The organism is Sphingorhabdus sp. EL138 (genome assembly GCF_945890115.1).
Classification (GTDB): domain Bacteria; phylum Pseudomonadota; class Alphaproteobacteria; order Sphingomonadales; family Sphingomonadaceae; genus Sphingorhabdus_B.
Genome location: NZ_CAMDCK010000010.1, coordinates 22289 through 43750, shown reverse-complemented (window position 1 = coordinate 43750; position 21462 = coordinate 22289). Strand labels below are relative to the sequence as shown.

The following is a 21462-nucleotide window of genomic DNA, read 5'->3' as shown; positions in this document are numbered from 1 at the left end:
CGTTCTCATGCCTTATGAAGCACCTGATCTCGCAAAGCTTAGTCTGTCCGATATTGCGGCGCTTGTTGCGACGCGAAAACTGCCACCTGTCGAAAGTTGGGAACCGGCCAATATCGGCGACAGTGAAATGCGGATCGCGTCGGACGGCAAATGGTTTCATCAGGGCGGGGAAATTAAGCGGCCAGCCATGGTCCGCGCCTTTTCCAGCCTATTGCGCCGCGATGCCGATGGACAATATTGGCTTGTGACGCCGCAGCAAAAGCTGTCGATCATGGTCGACGACGTCCCGTTCATCGCGGTCGAATTGCAAAGCGAAGGCGCAGGACCAGAGCGCAGCCTCGCGTTCCGGCTCAACAGCGACGATCTCGTTTTTGCCGATGCCGATCACGCCATCGAAATGCGCGGCGGGATGTTATATGTGCATGTGCGCGGCGGGATGTTGGCGAAGCTTGCACGCCCAGTCTATTATGAACTTGCCAATTTGGCGCTGGCGGAAAATGCCGAAAACCCATGCATTTGGAGTAAAGGTGCGCAATTCCAACTGGCGGCGCCTGCATGAATTGGCGGCACAGGTTGCAAGCGGCGCTTGATCCAGCGCTCAGCATAGAAATTGAGGACGAACGGCATTTTGCCGTCGACACCCACCGCGCAGCAGCCGTCCTGATCCCCATAACGGATCGGGCGGAACCGGGTGTCATCTTGACCCAGCGCCCCTTGTGGTTGCGCAGCCATGCAGGCCAGGTGGCCTTTCCGGGAGGCAAGGTTGACGAAAGCGACGAAAGCGCGATCGCGGCGGCCTTGCGTGAGGCGCATGAAGAATTAGACATCCTGCCTACACAGGTTGAGGTCATTGGCGTGGCTGACACCTATTTCTCCGGCAGCGGATACAGCATCGCGCCCGTTATCGGCTTCATTCCCGCTGACCTTGTCATGCGGCCCAACCCGCAAGAGGTCGAAGACTATTTCGAAGTGCCGCTTGCCTTCTTGCTTGATCCTGCCAATTCGGTTCGAAAAGAGGCCGCTTGGAATGGGCAACAACGCAGCTATTATGACATGCAATGGGGCGAAAGACGGATATGGGGCGTGACAGCGGGGATCATCGCCAATCTCGTGCGGCGGCTGGCATGACGTCGGTGCGCTTGCCCGATGCCGAATGGCAGCATAATGATGGCCTGAAACGGGTTTTGGCTGCGCTGGATGATGTTTATGGCGGTCCGCGTTATGTGGGCGGCGCGGTGCGCGACACGCTGCTTGGTTTGCCGGTATCCGATGTTGATATCGCAACGGCGTTATTGCCAGATGAAGTCATCAACCGTTTGGACACTGCGGGCATTAAGGCCATTCCGACTGGCATTGAACATGGCACCGTGACCGCCGCTGTGGATGGTAAAAATTACGAAATCACCACATTGCGGCGCGATGTTGCAACCGACGGCCGCCGCGCCACGGTTGCTTTTGCTACAGATTGGCAAGAGGACGCGGCACGACGCGACTTCACGATCAACGCTTTATATGCTGCCCCCAAAAGCGGCGAAGTCTTCGACTATTTTGAAGGGCTCAGCGATCTGGAGGCCCGCAGACTGCGGTTTATTGGCGATGCCAATCAACGGATCGCTGAGGATTTCTTGCGGATATTGCGCTATTTCCGGTTCCTTGCCCGATATGGAGGCGGGCAGATTGACGCCGACGCCATTCGGGCATGCGCAGTTGGCGCGCATGGGCTGACCGCCTTATCGCGCGAACGCATCGCGCAGGAACTGACCCGCATATTGGGATTGAAAAATCCCGTTGCATCAATTGAACTGATGATCGCAAATGGTATCTTTACGCCATTTCTGCCCGAACTGTCCAAAAGCGCCGCCGATGACCTGCTGCACCTTGTGGAACGCGAAGTGCAATATGCGCAGCCTGTTGCGCTGGCTGCGCGCTTTCTGGCGCTGTTAACCGATGACATTGTTGCGGTCGATAAGGTTGCGGCGCGGTTGAAGCTGTCCAACAAAATGCGTGAGGGCTTTGCCCAAAGGTTGCGTGCGGGCGTCCCGACACCCTTTACTGTCCGCGCGATCGCTTATCGGGCCGATATCGACACTGCACGCGACGCCGTGCTGCTATATGCCGTTGATGCAGATGTGCCGGAATGTCTTGCGCAGCTGGAGCAATGGGACATTCCAACGCTTTCGATCAAGGGCGGCGAATTGATCAACATGGGCCTACCGCCCGGTCCGCTCGTGGCAAAAACGCTACAAGCCATTGAAGCGGCCTGGATAGAGGAGGGCTTTCCCGATGCCGCTCGCCAGCGCGAAATGGCGGAACAAGCGGTCAACGCGGTTTTAGCTGACCTCAATCAATCAAATTGATTGTTTCGCGGGAATCCCTGCGGCGGCAATCGGCCAGCAGCGCCGCGCGCGACACGCCATAATGACATGTCATTCTCTGTCCGCATCCGCCCGCTGTCGCCGCCCATGGCCCAGCTAAGGCCCTCGCTCATGCGGAAACAAATGGCATCTGCAAGCCCGCCATCCTTATATCGCTGCAAGGTTACGCCCTGCCCTTTGGACATTTCAGGGATTTCGGTCATTGGGAAAACGACCAGTTTCCGATTATCGCCCACAACGGCGACATATTGGTCGCGCAAGGCGGCCTCGTCCGCAGTTTCCGGAGGCGCGAGGCGGACGACTTTCAACTGCGTGCCAGGCTTCATTGTCACAACGCCGCGTCCTTTGCGTGTCTCCGCAATAACGTCGCTTATGCGCGCAATAAAGCCTTTTCCGGTGGTCGCTGCCAGCAACATCCGGCCATCGGCAGTAGCCGGGAAAACGGCAATAATATCGTTACCAGCTTCCATGTCGATCATCGTGCTCACAGGGTCACCGAAACCGCGCGCACCGGGAAGCTTATCCGCTCCCAAGGTATAGAAACGGCCATTGGCGGTGGCGATAAGGATCTTGTCCGTCGTTTGGGCATGGAAGGCGAAAGCAGGGCCGTCCCCTTCCTTGAACTTAAAGTCCGCGCGTGCGGAGAGGTCCGCATGCCCCTTCATCGCCTTGATCCAGCCGCGTTTTGACATGATCACGGTCACCGGTTCGCGTTCCACAAAGGCCTCAAGCGAAATCTCGCGCGCCTGCCCTGCTTCTTCCAAGCTTGTCCGGCGGCGGCCAAGCGCCGTTTCTTCGGCGTAATTCTTACGCAGTGCCGACAGGTCTTTTTTCAAACGCTTCTTTTGCAGCGCCGGGCTGTCGATCAATTTTACAAGGTCTTCACGCTCCGCCTCTAACGCCTCAAGCTCGCGGCGCAGTTCCATTTCCTCAAGCCTACGCAAGGACCGCAAACGCATATTAAGAATGGCCTCAGCCTGACGGTCATTCAATTGGAATTCCATCATCATCACGGGCTTGGGCTCATCCTCCGTACGGATAATCTCGATAATGCGGTCAAGATTAAGAAAGGCGATGATATAGCCTTGCAGCAACTCCAGCCGCCCGTCGATCTTCTCAAGCCGGTGCTGGGATTTGCGGACGATCACGTCTATCTGATGCCGCAACCAGTGCAGCAAGACTTCGCCTAAACCCATGACCTTGGGCGTGCGGTCGGAATCCAACACGTTCATGTTCAACGAGAAACGCGTTTCCAAATCGGTCAGGCGGAATAAGGCGTTTTTCAGGTCTTCAGGATCCACATTGCGGCTTTTCGGCACAAGCACAATGCGGACCTGCTCATCGCTTTCATCGCGAATATCATCGAGAATGGGCAATTTCTTATCGGCAATGAGCTGCGCGATTTGTTCAATCAGCTTGCCCTTTTGCACTTGATAGGGAATTTCAGAGACAACCAATTGCCATGTGCCGCCGGGCAGTTTTTCAACGCCTGTCGGTTCCCAGCCGCTGTCATCCTGCCAACCGTTTGAGAAACGCGCACGCACACGCATGGCGCCACGGCCGCTTGCATAAGCGGCGCTAATGACGGCATGGCTATCCACCAATACGCCACCGGTCGCAAAATCCGGACCACGTACGATTTCCATCAATTGTTCATGGCTGGCCTGTGGATTGTCAATCAACAGCATAGCCGCGTCAATAATCTCGGCGGCATTATGCGACGGAATGCTTGTCGCCATGCCCACGGCAATGCCGCTTGCCCCATTGGCCAGCAAGTTCGGGAACAGGCCGGGCATGACCTCTGGCTCTTCATCTTCGCCATTATAGGTTGGCCGAAAATCGGTCGCGTTTTCGTCAAGCCCGTTCATGAGCTCAATTGCCGTCTTGGTCAGCCGCGCTTCGGTATACCGGTAAGCAGCCGCATTATCGCCGTCGATATTGCCAAAATTGCCTTGTCCATCGACCAATGGATAGCGCAGGGAAAATGTCTGCGCGAGGCGGACCATCGCATCATATACCGACTGGTCACCATGCGGGTGATATTTACCGATCACATCACCGACAACCCGCGCGCATTTCTTGTAGCCACTGGCCGGATCAAGCTTCAACAGGCGCATCGCCCACAATAGACGCCGATGTACCGGTTTCAGCCCGTCGCGCAAATCTGGTAAAGAGCGCGCGGTTATAGTCGACATTGCATAGATCAGATAACGTTCCGACAAAGCCGCATCAAACGGCGCATCGACTATCGCGTCAAAGGGATCTTCTGCTGGAGCATCAACAATATCAGGCATGATTAGGCCGATAGCGGGCCAGCCCGCCGTCGCAAAGCAACGATTTCAGCAATCCACAGCTAAATGTAATTTTGCCAATATGAAGTGCGTTGCCACAAAGCCACATATCGATGGCAAAATATTTCAATTTTACGACTTTACTGGACTTTATATCTTAAAGTGCCAGATTTACGGCAGTAATCAAAATATGCGCATACATCCGGGGATTTTATATGAAGACGCTTAAGTTCATTTCAGCACTGGCAGTAACGGTTTCGACCACTGCTCTTTTTGTAGCCGCGGCAAATCCAGCCTCTGCGCAAGACAGCGCCCCGCAAGATGCGGCGGTTGAAGAAGCAACTGGCCAAGACGCCATTATCGTCACCGGCACGCGCCGTACGGACCGTACCGTTGCCGACAGTACAGTGCCTGTTGACATCATTTCGGCTGATGCGTTGTTGAACAGCGGCCAGACCGAAACAAACAAATTGCTGAACCAGCTTGTACCATCGTTCAACTTCCCGCAGCCGTCGCTGACGGATGGAACGGACTCCCTGCGCCCTGCAACATTGCGCGGCCTTGCGCCCGATCAAGTTCTGGTGCTCATCAACGGCAAGCGTCGTCACCAATCGGCGCTCGTGAACTTGAACGGTTCGGTTGGCCGTGGGTCGACCGCAGTCGATCTCAACACCATTCCGCCCTTGGCCATTGAGCGCATCGAAGTGCTGCGTGACGGTGCCGCCTCGCAATATGGTTCCGACGCTATTGCTGGCGTCATCAACGTCCAATTGAAAAAAGGCATGGGCGGCCGCGCGCAGGCAACATTTGGCAAATATACAACTAAAATGGAAGATGTTGGTCAGGTCGATACCGTGTCGTTGACGACTGGGCTGTCTGACAACCCAAATATTACGTACACCGGCGAAGACCGCAAACGCAACGATGGCGACACTTATACATTCGCGTCAAACTTTGGCCTGCCATTGGGTGAAAGCGGTTATGTGAACCTCACGGCGGAATATAAGGATCGTTCACCCACCAACCGTTCCGGCCCGGATATCCGCCGCAATTATTTCGCAGCGGGCGACCCACGCGAAGCGACGTTCAACCGTTATGCCCACCGTTATGGCGATGGTGTATCCAAAGACCTGAACTTCTTCGTGAACGCGGGTTACGAGTTTTCTGATACCGCCGAATTCTATACCTTCGGCAGCTATGGCGTCCGCGACGGTAATGGCGCGGGTTTCTACCGCCGTTCATCCGACGTGCGCAACCGCGACTGGGCGGCATCGACGACCAGTTTCGTTCCTTTGTACGCAGACGGCTTCTTGCCATTGATCGCCAGCAATATTGTCGACATTTCTGCGGCGGCGGGCCTTCGTGGCGTAATGAGCGGGTGGGACTATGACCTCTCGGCGGTCTATGGATCCAACCGTTTGGATTACACGATCGAAAACACCGTCAACACGTCGCTCGGCGGCGTAGCTAGCGCGCGTCGTTTTGATTCAGGCGGACTGCGGTCCGGCCAGACCTCGATTAACCTCGATATGCGCCGTGATTTGAACATCGGCATCGGCAAGAGCGTCTCGTTCGCTTTTGGTGGTGAATATCGCAACGAAAACTACAAGATCGTTGCGGGCGAACTGCAAAGCTACGTCAATGGGCCGTTTTCAGCAGCGCCATTCAACGCGGCTGGCGGCGCGCAGGTTTTCCCCGGTTTCCGTCCGGCCAACGAAACCGACGTATCGCGTGACAGCTTTGCTGGCTACGCCGAACTCGATGCGGATCTTACCGACCAGTTGACGGTTCAATTAGCTGGCCGTTATGAACATTTCAGCGACTTTGGCGACACCATCAATGGTAAAGCCGCCGCGCGTTTTGAAGTGATTGATGGCGTTGCTTTGCGTGGTTCGGTTTCGACCGGCTTCCGCGCCCCAAGCCTTGCGCAACAATCCTATGCCGCGACATCCACGAACAATGTCGGCGGCGTCTTGATTGAAATCGGGACATTCCCTGTCTCATCACCAGTTGCTATCGCTTTGGGCGCACAGCCCCTCAAGCCCGAAAAATCCATCAATCTGGGCGCAGGCGTTACCCTTACGCCATTTAGCGGACTGAGCATCACCGCCGATTATTACAATATTGAGATTAGCGACCGCATCACGCTCACGGAAAACCTCACCGGTACAGACGTTCTGGCGTTACTGACCGCAGCAGGCGTCACTGGCGTTAGCTCGGCACGCTTCTTCATCAATGGTATCGATACCAAGACCACTGGACTCGATATCGTCGCGAGCTACCGCGTACCCGAATTCGGTCTCGGCCAATTCCGTGTCAGCGTTGGCTATAACTTGAATGATACGAAAATCACGGATCGCCGGGTGTTTTCCGGTTTCACCGCGCAACGCCTGTTCGCACGTCAGGAAAGCTTCCGTCTCACCGAAGGGCAGCCCAAGAACAAGCTGAACGTTGGTATTGATTGGGATTATGATAATTTCGGTCTGACGCTGCGCACCAACCGTTATGGTGAAGTGTTCTTGCCGAGCGGCTTCTCGACGGCAGCCAATAACAACAACATCGCGCTTGCGCCCGGTTCTGTTCCAGGGGACATCTTCTTGTCGCCAAAATGGGTAACAGATCTCGAGTTCCGCTTTAAACCAATTGAATCTGTCTCTGTGGCATTTGGTGCAAACAACCTTCTCGACACATATCCAGACCGCCTACCCTTTGGTACCGTGGATGGCGTTAGCTATGGCTTTAACAACTCCTTCTTGCCGTACAGTTCGCAATCGCCATTCGGTTTCAGCGGTCGCTTCCTATATGGCCGCGTATCAATCGATTTCTAATCGTTTAAGAATTTGAATAAGCAGGGCGCGGCGTAAAACCCGCGCCCTTCTTTTTTGCCACGCGTTTTGACGCCCAACCTTACGCCTGCTAACGGAACCACGACTCCCGATATCAGCCGAAAGCGTTTTTTATGATCCCACGTTATTCCCGCCCCGACATGGTCAAGATTTGGGAGCCGGAAAACCGTTTCCGCATTTGGTTCGAAATTGAGGCGCATGCGACGGACGCATTGGCCCAACGCGGGGTTGTTCCGGCATCAGCCGCCGTAGCCCTATGGAAATGGTGGAATACAAACCCCGCTATCGACGTCGCGGCCATTGACGCAATCGAAGCCGTCACCAAGCATGATGTTATCGCGTTCCTGACATGGGTTGCCGAACAAGTAGGCGACGAGGCGCGCTTCATGCATCAGGGCATGACATCGTCCGATGTGCTCGACACCTGCCTAGCCGTCCAATTGACGCAAGCGACCGACCTTTTGCTTGCGGATATGGATGCGCTGCTCGCCGCCATCAAAACCCGCGCGATGGAACATAAGTTCACCCCGACAATCGGCCGCAGCCATGGCATTCATGCCGAACCTGTCACCTTTGGTATGAAGCTAGCGCAAGCTTATGCCGAATTTGCACGCGGCCGCGAACGGCTGGTTGCGGCACGCGCCGAAATCGCAACCTGCGCGATTTCGGGGGCTGTCGGTACCTTCGCCAATATTGACCCAGAGGTTGAGGCGCATGTTGCCGCCAAGCTTGGCCTTGCGGTTGAGCCTGTCTCCACCCAAGTCATCCCGCGTGATCGTCACGCCATGTATTTTGCGACACTGGGTGTCATCGCCTCGTCCATTGAGCGCCTGGCGACCGAAGTGCGTCATTTGCAGCGCACAGAGGTGCTGGAGGCAGAGGAATATTTTTCGCCGGGTCAAAAAGGCAGCTCGGCCATGCCGCATAAGCGCAACCCGATTTTGACCGAAAACCTGACGGGCCTTGCCCGTATGGTGCGCGGCTATGTCACACCCGCGCTCGAAAATGTCGCTTTATGGCATGAACGCGACATCAGCCATTCGAGCGTTGAACGCTATATCGGACCTGATGCCACCATCACGCTCGACTTTGCGTTGGGCCGCCTGACCGGTGTCATCGACAAGTTGCTGATCTACCCCGAGCGGATGCAAAAGAATCTCGACCGCATGGGCGGGCTTGTGCATTCACAGCGCGTCCTGTTGGCACTGACGCAAGCGGGTATCAGCCGCGAAGACAGCTACCGCATTGTGCAACGCAATGCGATGAAGGTTTGGGAGTCGGATGGCGCAGAATCGTTAATGGAATTGTTGAAAGCCGACCCAGATGTCACCGCAAAAATGACTGCGTCGGAAATCGAAGATCGTTTCAATCTTGACTATCATTTCAAGCACATCGACACAATTTTTGAACGGGTATTCGGCTAGACTTGCAGCCCCTATTCAATGCGCGGTGACGAATAAGAACTATCCCCTACCCAAAGGGGGAAAGTTTGCTTAAGCTACGTGCATAAAGGAGAAGCCGCACGATGCGAGTTCTAAAAACGCTGATTTGGGTGACGATCATTGTCGGGTTGATTGTGTTCGCAACCAACAATTGGGACCCTGTATCGGTCAGCCTTTGGGGCGGCCTGCGCTTGGACACCAAATTGTCAGCCTTGGTTATTGTCGCATTCCTGCTTGGGTTTTTGCCGTTATACCTTGTGCACCGTACACAGATATGGCGCATGAAGCGGCGCATATTAACGCTTGAGGGCAACCAGCGCGCATCGGCTTTGCCGCCGCCTGCCTCTCCTCCCCCTGCTTACACGGCTGTGGATTCGATATGACCAACCCAATCTTCGTCGCCATCGATACGCCCTATCTGGACGACGCGCTGGAATTGACCCGCCGGATCAAGGGACAGGTTGGCGGAGTGAAACTCGGCCTCGAATTTTTCTGCGCCAATGGCCATCATGGCGTGCATGAGGTGCAGAAATTGGGCCTACCAATTTTCCTCGACCTCAAATTGCATGACATTCCGAATACCGTTGCCAAAGCGATGCAGGCGATCAACGTGCTTGAACCCGCCATTGTGACAATCCATGCCGCCGGTGGCCGCGCGATGATGGAGGATGCCAAAGCGGCTGCGGGCTTGCATACCAAAGTGGTTGCGGTGACTGTGCTAACCAGTTTGGATGATCATGATCTCAACCGTGTGGGTGTACCCGACAGTCCAGAGCTTCAGGTCGCCCGCTTGGCCGCGCTTGCGCAAGAGGCTGGCCTCGACGGTATTGTCTGTTCAGGGCATGAAGTGAAGGCCGCGAAAAAGGCGTGGAAGGATGGTTTCTTCGTCGTCCCCGGCCTTCGCCCCGCTGGCGGTACCGCCGCCGACCAGAAACGCACCGTAACGCCCAGACAGGCCCGTGACGATGGCGCGAGCATTTTGGTTATCGGAAGACCGATCACGAAAGCAGAAAGCCCTGACGACGCTGCACGGGCGATTATGGGCACGCTTTAGCCGTTACGGCTCGTTCATTCGTGCGCCCCTAAACTTGGGGAGTTGCGAGGACCATCCCAGATATCGTCATCCCGAACTTGTTTCGGGATAACACGCAACAGCGGCAGTTCGTTATGCGGGAGCCGAAGGCTGGCACAGCCAACACAAGTTCAGCATGACGGAAGTGAATTGGTCGGCTATTGCGCCCGTTATGAACACGCACATCAAAATCTGTGGCCTGAGCACCCAAGCCAGCGTTGATGCCGCCGCCAAAGCGGGTGCATCGCACATTGGCCTTGTCCATTTTGACAAGAGCCCGCGCCATGTTGGCTTGGAACAAGCCGCCGCCCTGCGGATGCGTGCGCCAGCTTCGCTAAAGGTCGTCTTGTTACTCGTGAACCCCGAGCCGGACCTTACAACCAAGGCAATTGAAGTCATCAAGCCCGACATTGTGCAATTTCATGGATCGGAAACCGCATTATGGCTCCGTGCGCTGAAAAGCACCGTGGACATCGAAATTTGGAAAGCCTTTGGCGTTCGGGATGCGGCATCGCTTAAAAATGCAGATGAATATGTTGATGCCGCCGATCTCATCCTGTTCGATGCGCCTGCGCAAGCTTTGCCGGGCGGCACGGGCATGCGTTTTGATTGGTCCTTGCTAACTGAGCATAAACATAAGCTTCCATGGGGCCTTGCGGGCGGGCTGACCGCGGACAACGTAAAGGAAGCCTTGCGCCAAACACGTGCGCAATTGGTCGACACATCTTCGGGCGTCGAATCCGCGCCCGGCATCAAGGATGTGGACAAGATTGCGGCCTTCTGCCAAGCGGTGCGGGACTATGACAATCACTGATCGCACCCCGAACTCCTTCCGCAACCAACCCGACGAACGCGGCCATTTTGGTCAGTTTGGCGGACGCTATGTCGCCGAAACGCTTATGCCGCTCGTGCTCGATCTGGAACGCGAATATCGTGCGGCGCAACAGGACCCGGCCTTTGCCGCGCAGTTCGATGACCTGCTGGAACATTATGTCGGCCGCCCATCGCCGCTATATTATGCCGAGCGTTTGACCGAGGAAGTCCGCAAGGATGCACCAGCGGGCAAAGGCGCGCAAATCTGGTTTAAGCGCGATGAGTTGAACCATACCGGCGCGCATAAAATCAACAACTGCGTTGGTCAGATTTTACTCGCGATTCGGATGGGCAAGACGCGCATTATCGCCGAAACCGGCGCTGGCCAACATGGCGTTGCCACTGCAACTGTCTGCGCGCGTTTTGGCCTACCTTGCTTTATTTACATGGGCGCGAAGGATATTGAGCGGCAGCAGCCCAATGTGTTCCGCATGCGATTGTTGGGCGCGGAGATCGTTCCGGTGACCAGCGGCGCAGGCACGTTGAAGGACGCGATGAATGAAGGGCTGCGCGACTGGGTCGCCAATGTCCATGACACATTCTACATCATCGGCACGGCGGCAGGTCCACATCCTTATCCTGAACTGGTGCGTGATTTCCAAAGCGTGATCGGTAAAGAAGCGCGCGCACAAATGCTGAGCCGGATCAACCGCTTGCCCGATTTGCTGGTCGCCTGCATCGGCGGCGGTTCAAACGCTCTAGGGCTGTTTCACCCGTTCCTCGACGACAAAGACGTGGCGATGCTCGGCGTTGAAGCGGCGGGTCATGGCCTTGACGCCGAACATGCCGCAAGTCTTGCGGGCGGTCGCCCCGGTATCCTCCACGGCAACAAAACCTATTTGCTGCAGGATGCAGACGGCCAGATTGCCGAGGCGCACTCAATTTCCGCTGGCCTGGATTATCCTGGCATTGGTCCGGAACATAGCTGGCTGAAGGAAATCGGCCGCGTGCGGTATGATAGCGTGACGGACACCGATGCGCTCGCTGCGTTCCAGTTGCTGTGCCGCACCGAGGGCATCATCCCGGCACTGGAACCTGCCCACGCCATTGCCGCCGTTGAGCGCGAAGCGAAGAAGATGGACCGCGACCAGATTATCTTGGCCAACTTGTGTGGGCGTGGTGACAAGGATATTTTCACCGTGGCTGAGGCGCTGGGGACGAAGATATGAAACTGACCGATTGTCATGCTGAACTTGTTTCAGCATCCTACTTTTCATCGTCGCAAAGTAAGACCCTGAAACGAGTTCAGGGTGACGATGCGGGAGGGACGCTGATATGAGGCAGTTATCTGTGCTGATCAAAATGCTTTTATTTTGGGCAGCGTTAATCGTAATCGGAGTAATTGCTTATCATCTCGGCGCAGATCACAGCTTTTCGTTGTCGATATCAAAAATGCCACCACAGAGCTTTTCATGGATCGTCATATTGGCGCTCTTTGGCAGTTTACTGAATACATTCTTCATTGGCTGGCTTCGAAAGTCTTCCGGACAATGACCCGCCTTTCCGCCGCCTTTTCCAAACCCCATCCTGCGCTCGTCGCCTTCATAACTGCGGGCGATGGCGATACGGCTGCCAATCTCGACGCGCTGGTTGCGGGCGGGGCGGATGTCATTGAACTTGGCATGCCGTTCACCGACCCGATGGCCGACGGTCCCGTTATTCAAGAGGCGAATATCCGCAGCCTGAACGCGGGCACGACCACCGCAGACATCTTCGCCCTCGCCTCCGCTTTCCGCAAACGCCATCCCGACATGCCCTTGGTATTAATGGGCTATGCCAACCCGATGACAATTCGTGGCGGTGACTGGTTTGCGTCCGAATGCAACAAGGCGGGCGTCGACGGCGTCATCTGCGTCGATATTCCGCCCGAAGAAGACCCCGAGCTTGGCCCTGCGTTGCGCAATGCTGGCATTGACCTCATCCGCTTGGCGACACCGACAACGGACGCTGCACGCTTGCCCACGGTCCTCAACGGGGCGTCGGGTTTCCTATATTATGTCAGCGTCGCTGGCATCACTGGCCTGCAAGTCGCGGCACAGACGAGCATTGATGAAGCTGTTGCGCGCCTCAAGGTCCACTCCGACCTGCCCATCGCCGTCGGCTTTGGCGTCCGCACCCCCGAACAAGCCGCCAACATCGCGCGTGTCGCCGATGGCGTGGTGGTTGGCTCTGCCATTGTTGAACTGGTTGCCCAGCATGGCGCGAGCGCCGCTGGCCCTGTCCGCGATTATGTGGCATCCTTAAAGCAAGCCATTGTTGCAGCCAGAAAGGTCTGAACATGAACTGGGTCACCCGCGTCCGTAACGCCATTCCCTTCATCACTAAGCGCGAGACCGCTGAAACGCTCTGGCATAAATGCAAGGGCTGTCAGGCGATGATCTTCCTTAAGGAATTTGAGGAAAATCAGTCTGTCTGCCCCAAATGCGATCATCATGGCCGCATTGGCCCGGCGACACGCTTTGCCGCTCTGTTCGATGACGAAAGCTATGACATTCTCAAACCGCCCGTCGTTGGCGAAGACCCGTTGAAGTTCCGAGACACCAAAAAATATGTCGACCGTATAAAGGCCGCGCGCCTTGCCACGGGCGAGACCGATGCGATGATTTCGGCCAAAGGCAAAGTCGACGGCCAGACGGTTGTTGTCAGCGTCCAAGACTTTGCCTTTATGGGCGGATCCATGGGCATGGCGGTTGGTGAAGCGTTCATCGACGCAGTAAAGGCCGCAATCCGCGCCAAATGCCCTTATGTCATCTTCACCGCTGCTGGCGGCGCGCGCATGCAGGAGGGCATATTGAGCCTGATGCAAATGCCGCGTTCAACCGTAGCGATCCAGATGCTGCACGATGCAGGATTGCCCTATATCGTGGTGCTGACTGACCCGACCACGGGCGGCGTCACCGCATCTTATGCGATGCTGGGCGACGTGCAGATTGCCGAACCCGGCGCTTTGATTGGCTTTGCTGGACAGCGCGTGATTGAACAGACCATCCGTGAAAAACTACCCGAAGGTTTCCAGCGCGCCGAATATTTGTTGGAGCATGGCATGATCGACATGGTCACGCATCGCCACGACCTACGCGGTGTGTTGTCGCAACTCATCGGCTATCTCGCGCCGGAGAAAAAGGCGGCTTGACCCAAACTCGCAAAAACCACTTTTGTCATTCCCGCGAAAGCGGGAATCCATGGTCTGAAATATGTCACCCGTTTACTATGTCTACATCATGGCCAGTCAGCGAAACGGCACCACATATATCGGTGTGACCAACGACTTAGTGCGTCGAGCTTACGAGCATCGGGAAAACTTACGCCCCGGCTTTTCCGCGCGCAACCGGACCAAAAGGCTGGTACATTTTGAACCATATGCCGATGTCCGAGAGGCAATCAAGCGCGAGAAGCAGATGAAAAAGTGGAACCGCGCATGGAAAATAGAACTCATTGAACGAAGCAACCCCCAATGGCGCGACTTATGGTTCGATTTGAACCGATAAAGCAGACCATGGATTCCCGCGTGCGCGGGAATGACAAAGGACAAGCGCATGCCTGACCACGCGACCTCCACTGACCCTGCCGTTCAGGCGCAGCTTGACCGGTTGACGATGCTGTCGCCAGGCAAGGACATATTGGGCCTTGGACGCATCGCAACCTTGCTGGATCGGCTTGGCAACCCGCATCATCATCTCCCGCCCGTTTTCCATGTTTCTGGCACCAACGGCAAAGGTTCGACCTGTGCCTTTCTGCGTGGCGCGATTGAGGCGGCGGGGCTGACTGCGCATGTTTACTCCAGCCCGCATCTGGTGCGCTTTAACGAACGTATCCGGGTGGCAGGGCGGTTGATTGATGATTTTACTTTGTCTGCACTCCTGTCCGAAGTTCTCGACCATGCAGAAGGGTTGGAGGCGAGCTTTTTTGAAGTCACCACCGCCGTTGCCTTCTGCGCCTTTGCGCGGACGAAGGCCGATGCCTGCATTGTCGAAGTTGGCCTTGGCGGACGGTTGGACGCCACCAATGTTCTGACCAAGCCCGTAGCGTGCGGCATATCCTCACTGGGGTTGGATCATGAGGCATTTTTGTTGGCGGCAGAGGACGGCGTGCCCGAGTTGCCGCCGCTGGACCGGATCGCCTTTGAAAAGGCGGGCATTGCCAAGTCCGGTTCGCCTTTAGTAACGCAGAAATATAGCGCATCCATGGCAAACACCGTTGCCGCGCAAGCATCGTTGCACAAGGCCGTGTTACATGCGCGCGGCGAAGGCTGGGATGCGGCGGTATATGATGGCCGCCTGCATTATCGTGACGCGGCTGGAAAGTTGAACCTGCCCCTGCCCCGCATGCCGGGCGCGCATCAGGTCGATAATGCGGCCTTGGCGGTGGCGATGCTGCGGCATCAAACGGCAATTTCGGTTCCCGAAGCCGCCTTGTCCGCCGCGATGGAGTGGACGCGCTGGCCCGCAAGGATGCAATTACTGGCGGCAGGCCCCCTGACCGAATTATTGCCCGATGGTTCACATATTTGGTTGGACGGTGGCCATAACCCCGACGCAGGGGCAGCGATTGCCAAAACACTGGAAAACGGCGCGCCCGTGATTGTCATCATCGGCATGTTGCAGAATAAGGACGCGCTTGGTTTCCTCACCCCATTTGCGCACAAAATTGAAACGCTGATTGCAGTGCCAATAGCGGGGCATGAACATCATACGCCAAGCGAATTGTGCGACCTCGCGCGTTCCAAATTGCACATCACGGACGCACGGACAGCAGGCGACATTGTAACCGCGCTCGGGCAGTTGGCGGGGCAGCAAGCGCCCGCCAATGTCCTGATCTGCGGATCGCTATATTTGGCTGGCGAAGTGTTACGGCTGAACGATCAGGTCCCTGACTAGATTTTGTCATCCCCGCGAAGGCGGGGATCCATGGTCTACGTGTTCAGCTAATCCGCTACCCACCTTAAAACTTGGGGTCAGACCATGGATCGCCGATCAAGTCGGGGATGACAAGGGTTCTACGAGACTTAGTCAGCCTTGTGCTACCCTTTTGGGCTGTCCCTTCCATGCCAGCAGTCCACCAGCAACGAACACACCAGCAAAAGCCCATGTGAGATTGGTTGCAAACTCCAGCGGCTTGGCCAGCAGCAACCCAATCAGTCCCGCCACCACGAGCAAGAAGCCAAGGATGCGTATCGGCCCGACCGGATCCTTCATCGCCTTTTCATCGACAGCCTTAACCTGATGGATGCTTTGGACCACATAGCCCTTGCTCCACAACAGCCATAACAAAACCATGCCTGGGATCGCAGCAACAACGGTGAAGCCCCAAAAGCCAACCCAACCTATATTTTCCGCAACAATGCCCGCAGGCCCGGCCATGAACGTCCGGCCAACCCCAGCAAAGGACGACAGCAACGCAAATTGTGTCGCGGTATAAGCGATACTCGACAAGCCAGACAAATAGGTTGCGAACACGGTGAGGCCAATACCGCTTGTTAAATTCTCCGTGCAAATTGCGGCGACCATCATCCAGTAATTATTGCCCGTGGCGGCCAAGATCATGAACATGATGTTGGAGAACATCATCAACAGGCCCGAAATCAGCAAAGCGCGGCCCATGCCGAGCCACAAGATAAAAGGCGCGCCTAAGGCCGAACCCACAATCAACGCGCCGAAGCCCCATAATTTATTGGCGGAAATATAATCCAGATCGGAAAAGCCCAGATCGACAATCATCGGGCTTAACATCGCCTGCCCCATCGCATCGCCCACCTTATACACAAGGACAAAGCCAAGGATGAGGAACGCGCCATGGCGCGTTAAAAATTCGCGGAACGGATTGACTACCGCCTCGGTCAGCCATTGCTTAGGCTTCATGCCCTCCACATGGGCGAAACGATCCACAAACTTGCCAGGCCCCGCCCATAACGCGCCAATGATGGCCGGAATGATGCAAAATGCGGTCAGGCCATAAGCCGTTGACCAGCCAAGACCCAGCCCTTCTTGCGAGGCAAAATAGATGGTCCCTGCGCCCGCGATCAAATTGCCCGTGCGATACCCAAACTGGTTTGTCGCCGTGCCGTGCGCGAATTCTTCTTCTTCCAAAATTTCAATACGATAGGCGTCAATCACGATATCCTGCGTGGCCGATAGAAACGCGGTGATCAGCGCCCAAATCGCGAACATCCCCATGTCACCCGGTTGTGGGTTAGTCGCACCCAACTGCCAGATCGAAACGAACAGCAACGCTTGGATGAAAAACAGCCAGCTACGACGTTGACCGAACAATTTGGTCAAAACCGGAAGATGCAGCTTGTCGACCAACGGCGCCCACAGGAATTTTATCGTGTACGGAATGCCCAATGCCACCGCAAAACCGATGGTCGCGGTGTCAATGCCAACCTTTGCCAACCAAAATGTCATTGTCGCGACAAGCAACGTCAACGGAAAGCCGCTGGAAATGCCCAGCAGAAACGTAATGACGGGGTTTTTGCGTAAATAGGGCCGGAAAGCCGGAACAGTCAGCGCGATCAATGGCAGAGCGAGCAAAATAGCCGCAAAAATGATAAACCGCAGCAAATCGACTGACATTTGGCCCCTCCGAAATTATTGCGACGATGACTAACGGCATTTTCCTGAATGGCCAGTGACTTTTGACGCAATATGCGTCAAAGGCGCGGACATGGTTAAACCTCCGTCAAAAGCACCTGCCCGTCCCGCCAAGCCACCGCGTCTGCGTTGGGACAGTAAACCGTCGCGTAAACCCAACCCAAATGCTGGCCCTAGCAAGGGCGCTTTGGAACGTAAGGATGGTGAGGAACGCATTGCAAAGCTGCTCGCGCGCGCGGGCGTTGCGTCGCGGCGCGAAATCGAACGCATGATTGCCGATGGCCGTGTCACGCTGAACAATGAAAAGGTGGAAACGCCCGCAACCCTGCTGAAATCGCTGCACGGGGTTGCGGTGGATGGCAAGGCCGTGGGTCAGCCTGCGCCAACGCAGCTTTACATGTTCCACAAACCCGAAGGCTGCTTGACCGCCGAACGTGACTTTAGCGGGCGCAAGACGATCTATGATGTTCTGCCAAAAGACTTGCCGCGCCTGATGCCGATTGGCCGGCTCGATCTCAACACCGAAGGCTTATTGTTGCTGACCAATGATGGCGAATTCAAACGCCAGATGGAATTGCCGTCCACCGGTGTTGAACGCACCTATCGCGCGCGTTGCTTTGGCGATGTCAGTCAGGAACAGCTTGAGGAACTCATTCACGGTATCGAGATTGAGGGCGTGAAATATGGCAAGATCGACGCCAATCTGGAACGCCGTACGGGCCGCAATGGCTGGGTCGAAATGACGTTGACGGAAGGCAAGAACCGCGAAGTCCGCCGCGTGCTGGAACATTTGGGACTTGAAGTCAGCCGCCTGATCCGCACGCGTTATGGCCCGTTCGTGCTGGGCGAGCTTGCGCCGGGCACCGTCGGCGAAGTGCGCCGCGTGGACCTGATTGAATTTCGAAAGACGTTGAAGTGATTTTCCTTGAAATGCGTAGGAAGAGCGCCCCTCCGTCATCCGGAGCTTCCGCTCCGGCTGCCACCTCCCCATCGCAAGTCGATAGGGAGGCATAAACATGCGGATCATTTCCGGCCAGTGGCGCTCTCGCCCATTGATAGCACCAAAGGGCGATACCACCCGCCCAACCGCAGACCGCACGCGGGAGACATTATTCTCCATGCTGACCAGTCGGCTGGGGTCTTTTGAAGATTTGCGTGTATTGGACCTATTTGCCGGGTCTGGCGCGCTCGGGCTTGAAGCATTGTCGCGCGGCGCGGTACACTGCACCTTTGTGGAGCAGGATGCACTCGCACTCGACGCGCTTGCCGTAAATATCAACAAACTTGGCGCAAAAGACCAAAGCGACGTGCGTAAATCCTCGGTATTGTCGCTCGGCACCGCAATAAAGCCAGCTGATATTGTCCTGATGGATCCGCCTTATTTGAGCGGCGCGGGTTCAGTCGCGCTCGATAAATTGGTCCGCTTTGGCTGGTTTGCCCCATCTGCATGGATCAGCGTCGAAACCAGCATAAAAGAAGAAATTGATGTGAAGGGTTTCACGATCGACACCGTTCGCAATGTCGGCAAGGCAAAACTAACATTATTGCGGCCTGCGGCCATTTAACGGCGCGCGCGCCTTGCGGCGCATTATAGTTCAGCCAGCTAATCGAACAGCGCTTGCAGTTCGTCGCGTTGTTCCCTACCTGTTCGCACATGTCCGAAATTGAGGTCCAGACTGAGCCGCCGCAAACGGAACCACCTTGGTTGCGCGGGTTAAACCCGCCGCAGCGTGAAGCTGTGCTGACGACCGAAGGCCCACTGCTCCTGCTGGCGGGCGCAGGCACGGGCAAAACGGCCGCGCTGACCGCTCGTATCGCTCAGATATTATATACACGCAAAGCATGGCCGTCGGAAATCCTTGCCGTCACCTTCACCAATAAGGCAGCGCGCGAAATGCGGGAGCGCATTGGCGCAATGGTGGGTTCCGCAGTCGAGGGGATGCCGTGGCTTGGCACCTTTCACAGCATTGGCGCAAAACTGCTGCGCCGCCACGCCGAAGTCATTGGCCTGCAAAGCAACTTTACGATCATCGATACAGATGATCAGCTTCGGCTGTTAAAGCAGCTCATTCAGTCTGAGGATTTGGACGAGAAACGCTTCCCCGCGCGCGGACTTGCGAGCTTGCTCGACAAATGGAAGAATGCGGGCAAATCCCCTGCTGATTTGGATGCCGCCGATAATGAAGCTTTCGCCAACGGCAAAGGGCAGCATATATATGCGCTATATCAGGCGCGGTTGCTGGCATTGAATGCCTGCGACTTTGGCGATTTGTTGTTGCATGGCCTGAACCTGTTGAAGAACAACCGGGACATTCTCGAAAAATATCAGGCGCAGTTCAAATATATCCTCGTCGACGAATATCAGGACACAAACGCCGTCCAATATCTCTGGCTGCGATTGCTGGCGCAGAAGCGCAAAAATATCTGCTGTGTCGGCGATGATGACCAAAGCATCTATTCATGGCGCGGCGCGGAAGTTGCGAATATTTTGCGCTTTGAAAAGGATTTCCCGGGCGCAAAGACAATCAAGCTGGAACAGAATTACCGCAGCACACCGCATATTCTTGCGGCTGCATCAGGCCTGATCGATGCCAACAGCACACGGCTTGGCAAGACGTTATGGACCGAATTGGACGATGGCGAAAAGGTTCGGATCATCGGCGTTTGGGACGGCCCTGAAGAGGCCCGCCGCGTCGGTGAAGAAATTGAGGCCATCCAGTATAAGGGCGAAAGTCTGGACAGCATCGCCATTCTCGTCCGCGCGCAGCACCAGACCCGTGAATTTGAAGACCGCTTCATACAAATTGGCGTTAATTACCGGATCGTCGGTGGTTTTCGTTTCTACGAACGTGCCGAAATTCGCGATGCCATTGCCTATTTACGCATCGTTAATCAGCCCGCCGACGACCTTGCGTTCGAACGGATCGTCAACGTGCCCAAGCGCGGCATTGGCGACAAGGCGGTCGAAAAAATCCATATCGTGGCCCGCGCAGAACGTGCGCCTTTGTCGGTTGCTGCCGCGCGTCTGGTCGGAACCGACGAACTGACGGGCAAGGCACGCAAATCGCTTGCGGACCTTGTGGTCGACATTGCCCGCTGGCGGGACGAGGCCGCGACGATGTCGCCGGCCAATCTGACACGGCTAATATTGGACGAGAGCGGCTATACCGCCGTCTTGCAAGCTGAACGCAGCGTTGAGGCATCGGGCCGCCTAGAAAATCTGAACGAACTTGCCCGCGCGATGGAAGAATATGAGACCCTGGGCGAATTCCTTGAACATGTCAGCCTTGTCATGGACAATGATCGCGGCGACACAGGCGCCAGTGTCACCATCATGACCATCCACGCCGCCAAGGGCCTTGAATATGACAATGTCTTCTTGGTCGGGTGGGAAGAAGGCATTTTCCCATCGCAACGCGCGTTGGACGAAGGCGGCCTTGCGTCATTGGAGGAAGAGCGCCGCTTGGCTTATGTCGCGATCACCCGCGCCAAGCGCAAATGCACCATCATCCATGCCGCAAACCGCCGGATTTATGGCCAATGGACCAGCAGCATCCCAAGCCGTTTTATTGAAGAGTTGCCGATCGACCATATCGAAGCTGAACAGACCATGACGGGCGGCGCATCCTTATGGCGGGCGAACTGGAGCGAACAGACCGACCCGTTCGCGCATCTGGCCGCCGCCAACCAAGGGCGAAGCAATGCGCGCGGCCCAGGCTGGCAACGCGCCGCTACCTCGGGTGGCTTCAACCCCCGCCCGCAGCGCATAGCCGAAAATACCCGCAGCGCCGTCAGTCTTGGGAACATGGGCCGAAGCGACCTCGGCATTGGTCTGCGCGTTTTCCACGAAAAATTCGGCTATGGCGCAATTATCTTGATTGAGGGCAACAAGTTGGAGATCGATTTTGAACAAGCTGGCCGTAAGCGGGTAATGGACAGCTTTGTCAGCTTGGGGTGAATAGGTCCATGATAA

General features: G+C 56.0%; 18 protein-coding genes. 16 read left to right on the top strand and 2 right to left on the bottom strand.

Annotation, left to right across the window (positions count from 1 at the left end; translation table 11 throughout):
• Nucleotides 1-7: 7 nt before the first annotated feature.
• The 3 genes from Q0O07_RS06315 to Q0O07_RS06305 are packed head-to-tail and all read left to right on the top strand — an operon-like array spanning nucleotide 8 to nucleotide 2357.
• The gene (locus Q0O07_RS06315) at nucleotides 8-559 is read left to right on the top strand and encodes a DUF1285 domain-containing protein (RefSeq protein ID WP_295491718.1); all 552 of its coding nucleotides are present in this window, start codon (nucleotides 8-10) and stop codon (nucleotides 557-559) included.
• Nucleotides 556-1128, top strand: a complete 573-nt coding sequence (locus Q0O07_RS06310; protein WP_295491716.1) for a CoA pyrophosphatase — start codon at nucleotides 556-558, stop codon at nucleotides 1126-1128. The genes Q0O07_RS06315 and Q0O07_RS06310 overlap by 4 nt, the downstream gene beginning before the upstream one ends.
• Nucleotides 1077-2357, top strand: coding sequence for a CCA tRNA nucleotidyltransferase (locus tag Q0O07_RS06305; protein ID WP_367271052.1), 1281 nt, complete (start codon nucleotides 1077-1079; stop codon nucleotides 2355-2357). The genes Q0O07_RS06310 and Q0O07_RS06305 overlap by 52 nt, the downstream gene beginning before the upstream one ends.
• Here the strand turns inward: Q0O07_RS06305 and parC are convergent.
• On the bottom strand, nucleotides 2345-4669 hold the full coding sequence (parC, locus tag Q0O07_RS06300) for a DNA topoisomerase IV subunit A (RefSeq protein ID WP_295491714.1): 2325 nt from the start codon (nucleotides 4667-4669) through the stop codon (nucleotides 2345-2347). The genes Q0O07_RS06305 and parC overlap by 13 nt on opposite strands.
• 212 nt (nucleotides 4670-4881) lie before the next feature.
• Here parC and Q0O07_RS06295 point away from each other — a divergent pair, with 212 nt between their 5' ends.
• The 10 genes from Q0O07_RS06295 to Q0O07_RS06250 all read left to right on the top strand — a co-directional run bounded on the left by Q0O07_RS06295 (nucleotide 4882) and on the right by Q0O07_RS06250 (nucleotide 15776).
• Nucleotides 4882-7494: a TonB-dependent receptor gene (locus Q0O07_RS06295; protein ID WP_295491712.1), complete on the top strand. Its 2613-nt coding sequence runs from the start codon at nucleotides 4882-4884 to the stop codon at nucleotides 7492-7494.
• 131 nt (nucleotides 7495-7625) lie between these two features.
• Nucleotides 7626-8936 carry an adenylosuccinate lyase gene (purB, locus tag Q0O07_RS06290; RefSeq protein WP_295491710.1) on the top strand — a complete coding sequence of 437 codons (1311 nt, stop codon included), beginning with the start codon at nucleotides 7626-7628 and terminating at the stop codon, nucleotides 8934-8936.
• Between the two features lie 101 nt (nucleotides 8937-9037).
• A complete protein-coding gene (locus Q0O07_RS06285) occupies nucleotides 9038-9337 on the top strand; it encodes a LapA family protein (RefSeq protein ID WP_295491708.1) in 300 nt (99 codons plus the stop codon).
• Nucleotides 9334-10008, top strand: coding sequence for an orotidine-5'-phosphate decarboxylase (gene pyrF, locus Q0O07_RS06280; protein WP_295491706.1), 675 nt, complete (start codon nucleotides 9334-9336; stop codon nucleotides 10006-10008). Before Q0O07_RS06285 ends, pyrF begins: the two co-directional genes overlap by 4 nt.
• 154 nt (nucleotides 10009-10162) lie before the next feature.
• Nucleotides 10163-10840 carry a phosphoribosylanthranilate isomerase gene (locus Q0O07_RS06275; protein WP_295491704.1) on the top strand — a complete coding sequence of 226 codons (678 nt, stop codon included), beginning with the start codon at nucleotides 10163-10165 and terminating at the stop codon, nucleotides 10838-10840.
• Nucleotides 10827-12068 carry a tryptophan synthase subunit beta gene (trpB, locus tag Q0O07_RS06270; RefSeq protein ID WP_295491702.1) on the top strand — a complete coding sequence of 414 codons (1242 nt, stop codon included), beginning with the start codon at nucleotides 10827-10829 and terminating at the stop codon, nucleotides 12066-12068. Before Q0O07_RS06275 ends, trpB begins: the two co-directional genes overlap by 14 nt.
• A 321-nt stretch (nucleotides 12069-12389) precedes the next feature.
• Complete coding sequence (gene trpA, locus Q0O07_RS06265) at nucleotides 12390-13175, top strand: tryptophan synthase subunit alpha (RefSeq protein WP_295491700.1); 786 nt, start codon at nucleotides 12390-12392, stop codon at nucleotides 13173-13175.
• A gap of 2 nt (nucleotides 13176-13177) precedes the next feature.
• On the top strand, nucleotides 13178-14032 hold the full coding sequence (gene accD, locus Q0O07_RS06260) for an acetyl-CoA carboxylase, carboxyltransferase subunit beta (protein ID WP_295491698.1): 855 nt from the start codon (nucleotides 13178-13180) through the stop codon (nucleotides 14030-14032).
• A gap of 61 nt (nucleotides 14033-14093) precedes the next feature.
• Nucleotides 14094-14387, top strand: a complete 294-nt coding sequence (locus tag Q0O07_RS06255) for a GIY-YIG nuclease family protein (RefSeq protein WP_295491697.1) — start codon at nucleotides 14094-14096, stop codon at nucleotides 14385-14387.
• A gap of 48 nt (nucleotides 14388-14435) precedes the next feature.
• Nucleotides 14436-15776: a folylpolyglutamate synthase/dihydrofolate synthase family protein gene (locus Q0O07_RS06250; protein ID WP_295491695.1), complete on the top strand. Its 1341-nt coding sequence runs from the start codon at nucleotides 14436-14438 to the stop codon at nucleotides 15774-15776.
• Nucleotides 15777-15908: 132 nt separating this feature from the next.
• On the opposite strand, the gene Q0O07_RS06245 is transcribed toward Q0O07_RS06250, so the two are convergent.
• Nucleotides 15909-17471, bottom strand: a complete 1563-nt coding sequence (locus Q0O07_RS06245) for an MFS transporter (RefSeq protein ID WP_295491694.1) — start codon at nucleotides 17469-17471, stop codon at nucleotides 15909-15911.
• Nucleotides 17472-17562: 91 nt separating this feature from the next.
• On the opposite strand from Q0O07_RS06245, the gene Q0O07_RS06240 reads away from it, so the two are divergent.
• The 3 genes from Q0O07_RS06240 to Q0O07_RS06230 all read left to right on the top strand — a co-directional run bounded on the left by Q0O07_RS06240 (nucleotide 17563) and on the right by Q0O07_RS06230 (nucleotide 21447).
• Nucleotides 17563-18408 carry a pseudouridine synthase gene (locus tag Q0O07_RS06240; protein ID WP_295491692.1) on the top strand — a complete coding sequence of 282 codons (846 nt, stop codon included), beginning with the start codon at nucleotides 17563-17565 and terminating at the stop codon, nucleotides 18406-18408.
• 97 nt (nucleotides 18409-18505) lie between these two features.
• Nucleotides 18506-19054 carry a 16S rRNA (guanine(966)-N(2))-methyltransferase RsmD gene (gene rsmD / locus Q0O07_RS06235; protein WP_295491690.1) on the top strand — a complete coding sequence of 183 codons (549 nt, stop codon included), beginning with the start codon at nucleotides 18506-18508 and terminating at the stop codon, nucleotides 19052-19054.
• A gap of 89 nt (nucleotides 19055-19143) precedes the next feature.
• Nucleotides 19144-21447 (top strand): ATP-dependent helicase, encoded by a 2304-nt coding sequence (locus Q0O07_RS06230; RefSeq protein WP_295491688.1) that lies wholly within the window; start codon nucleotides 19144-19146, stop codon nucleotides 21445-21447.
• Nucleotides 21448-21462: the final 15 nt, after the last annotated feature.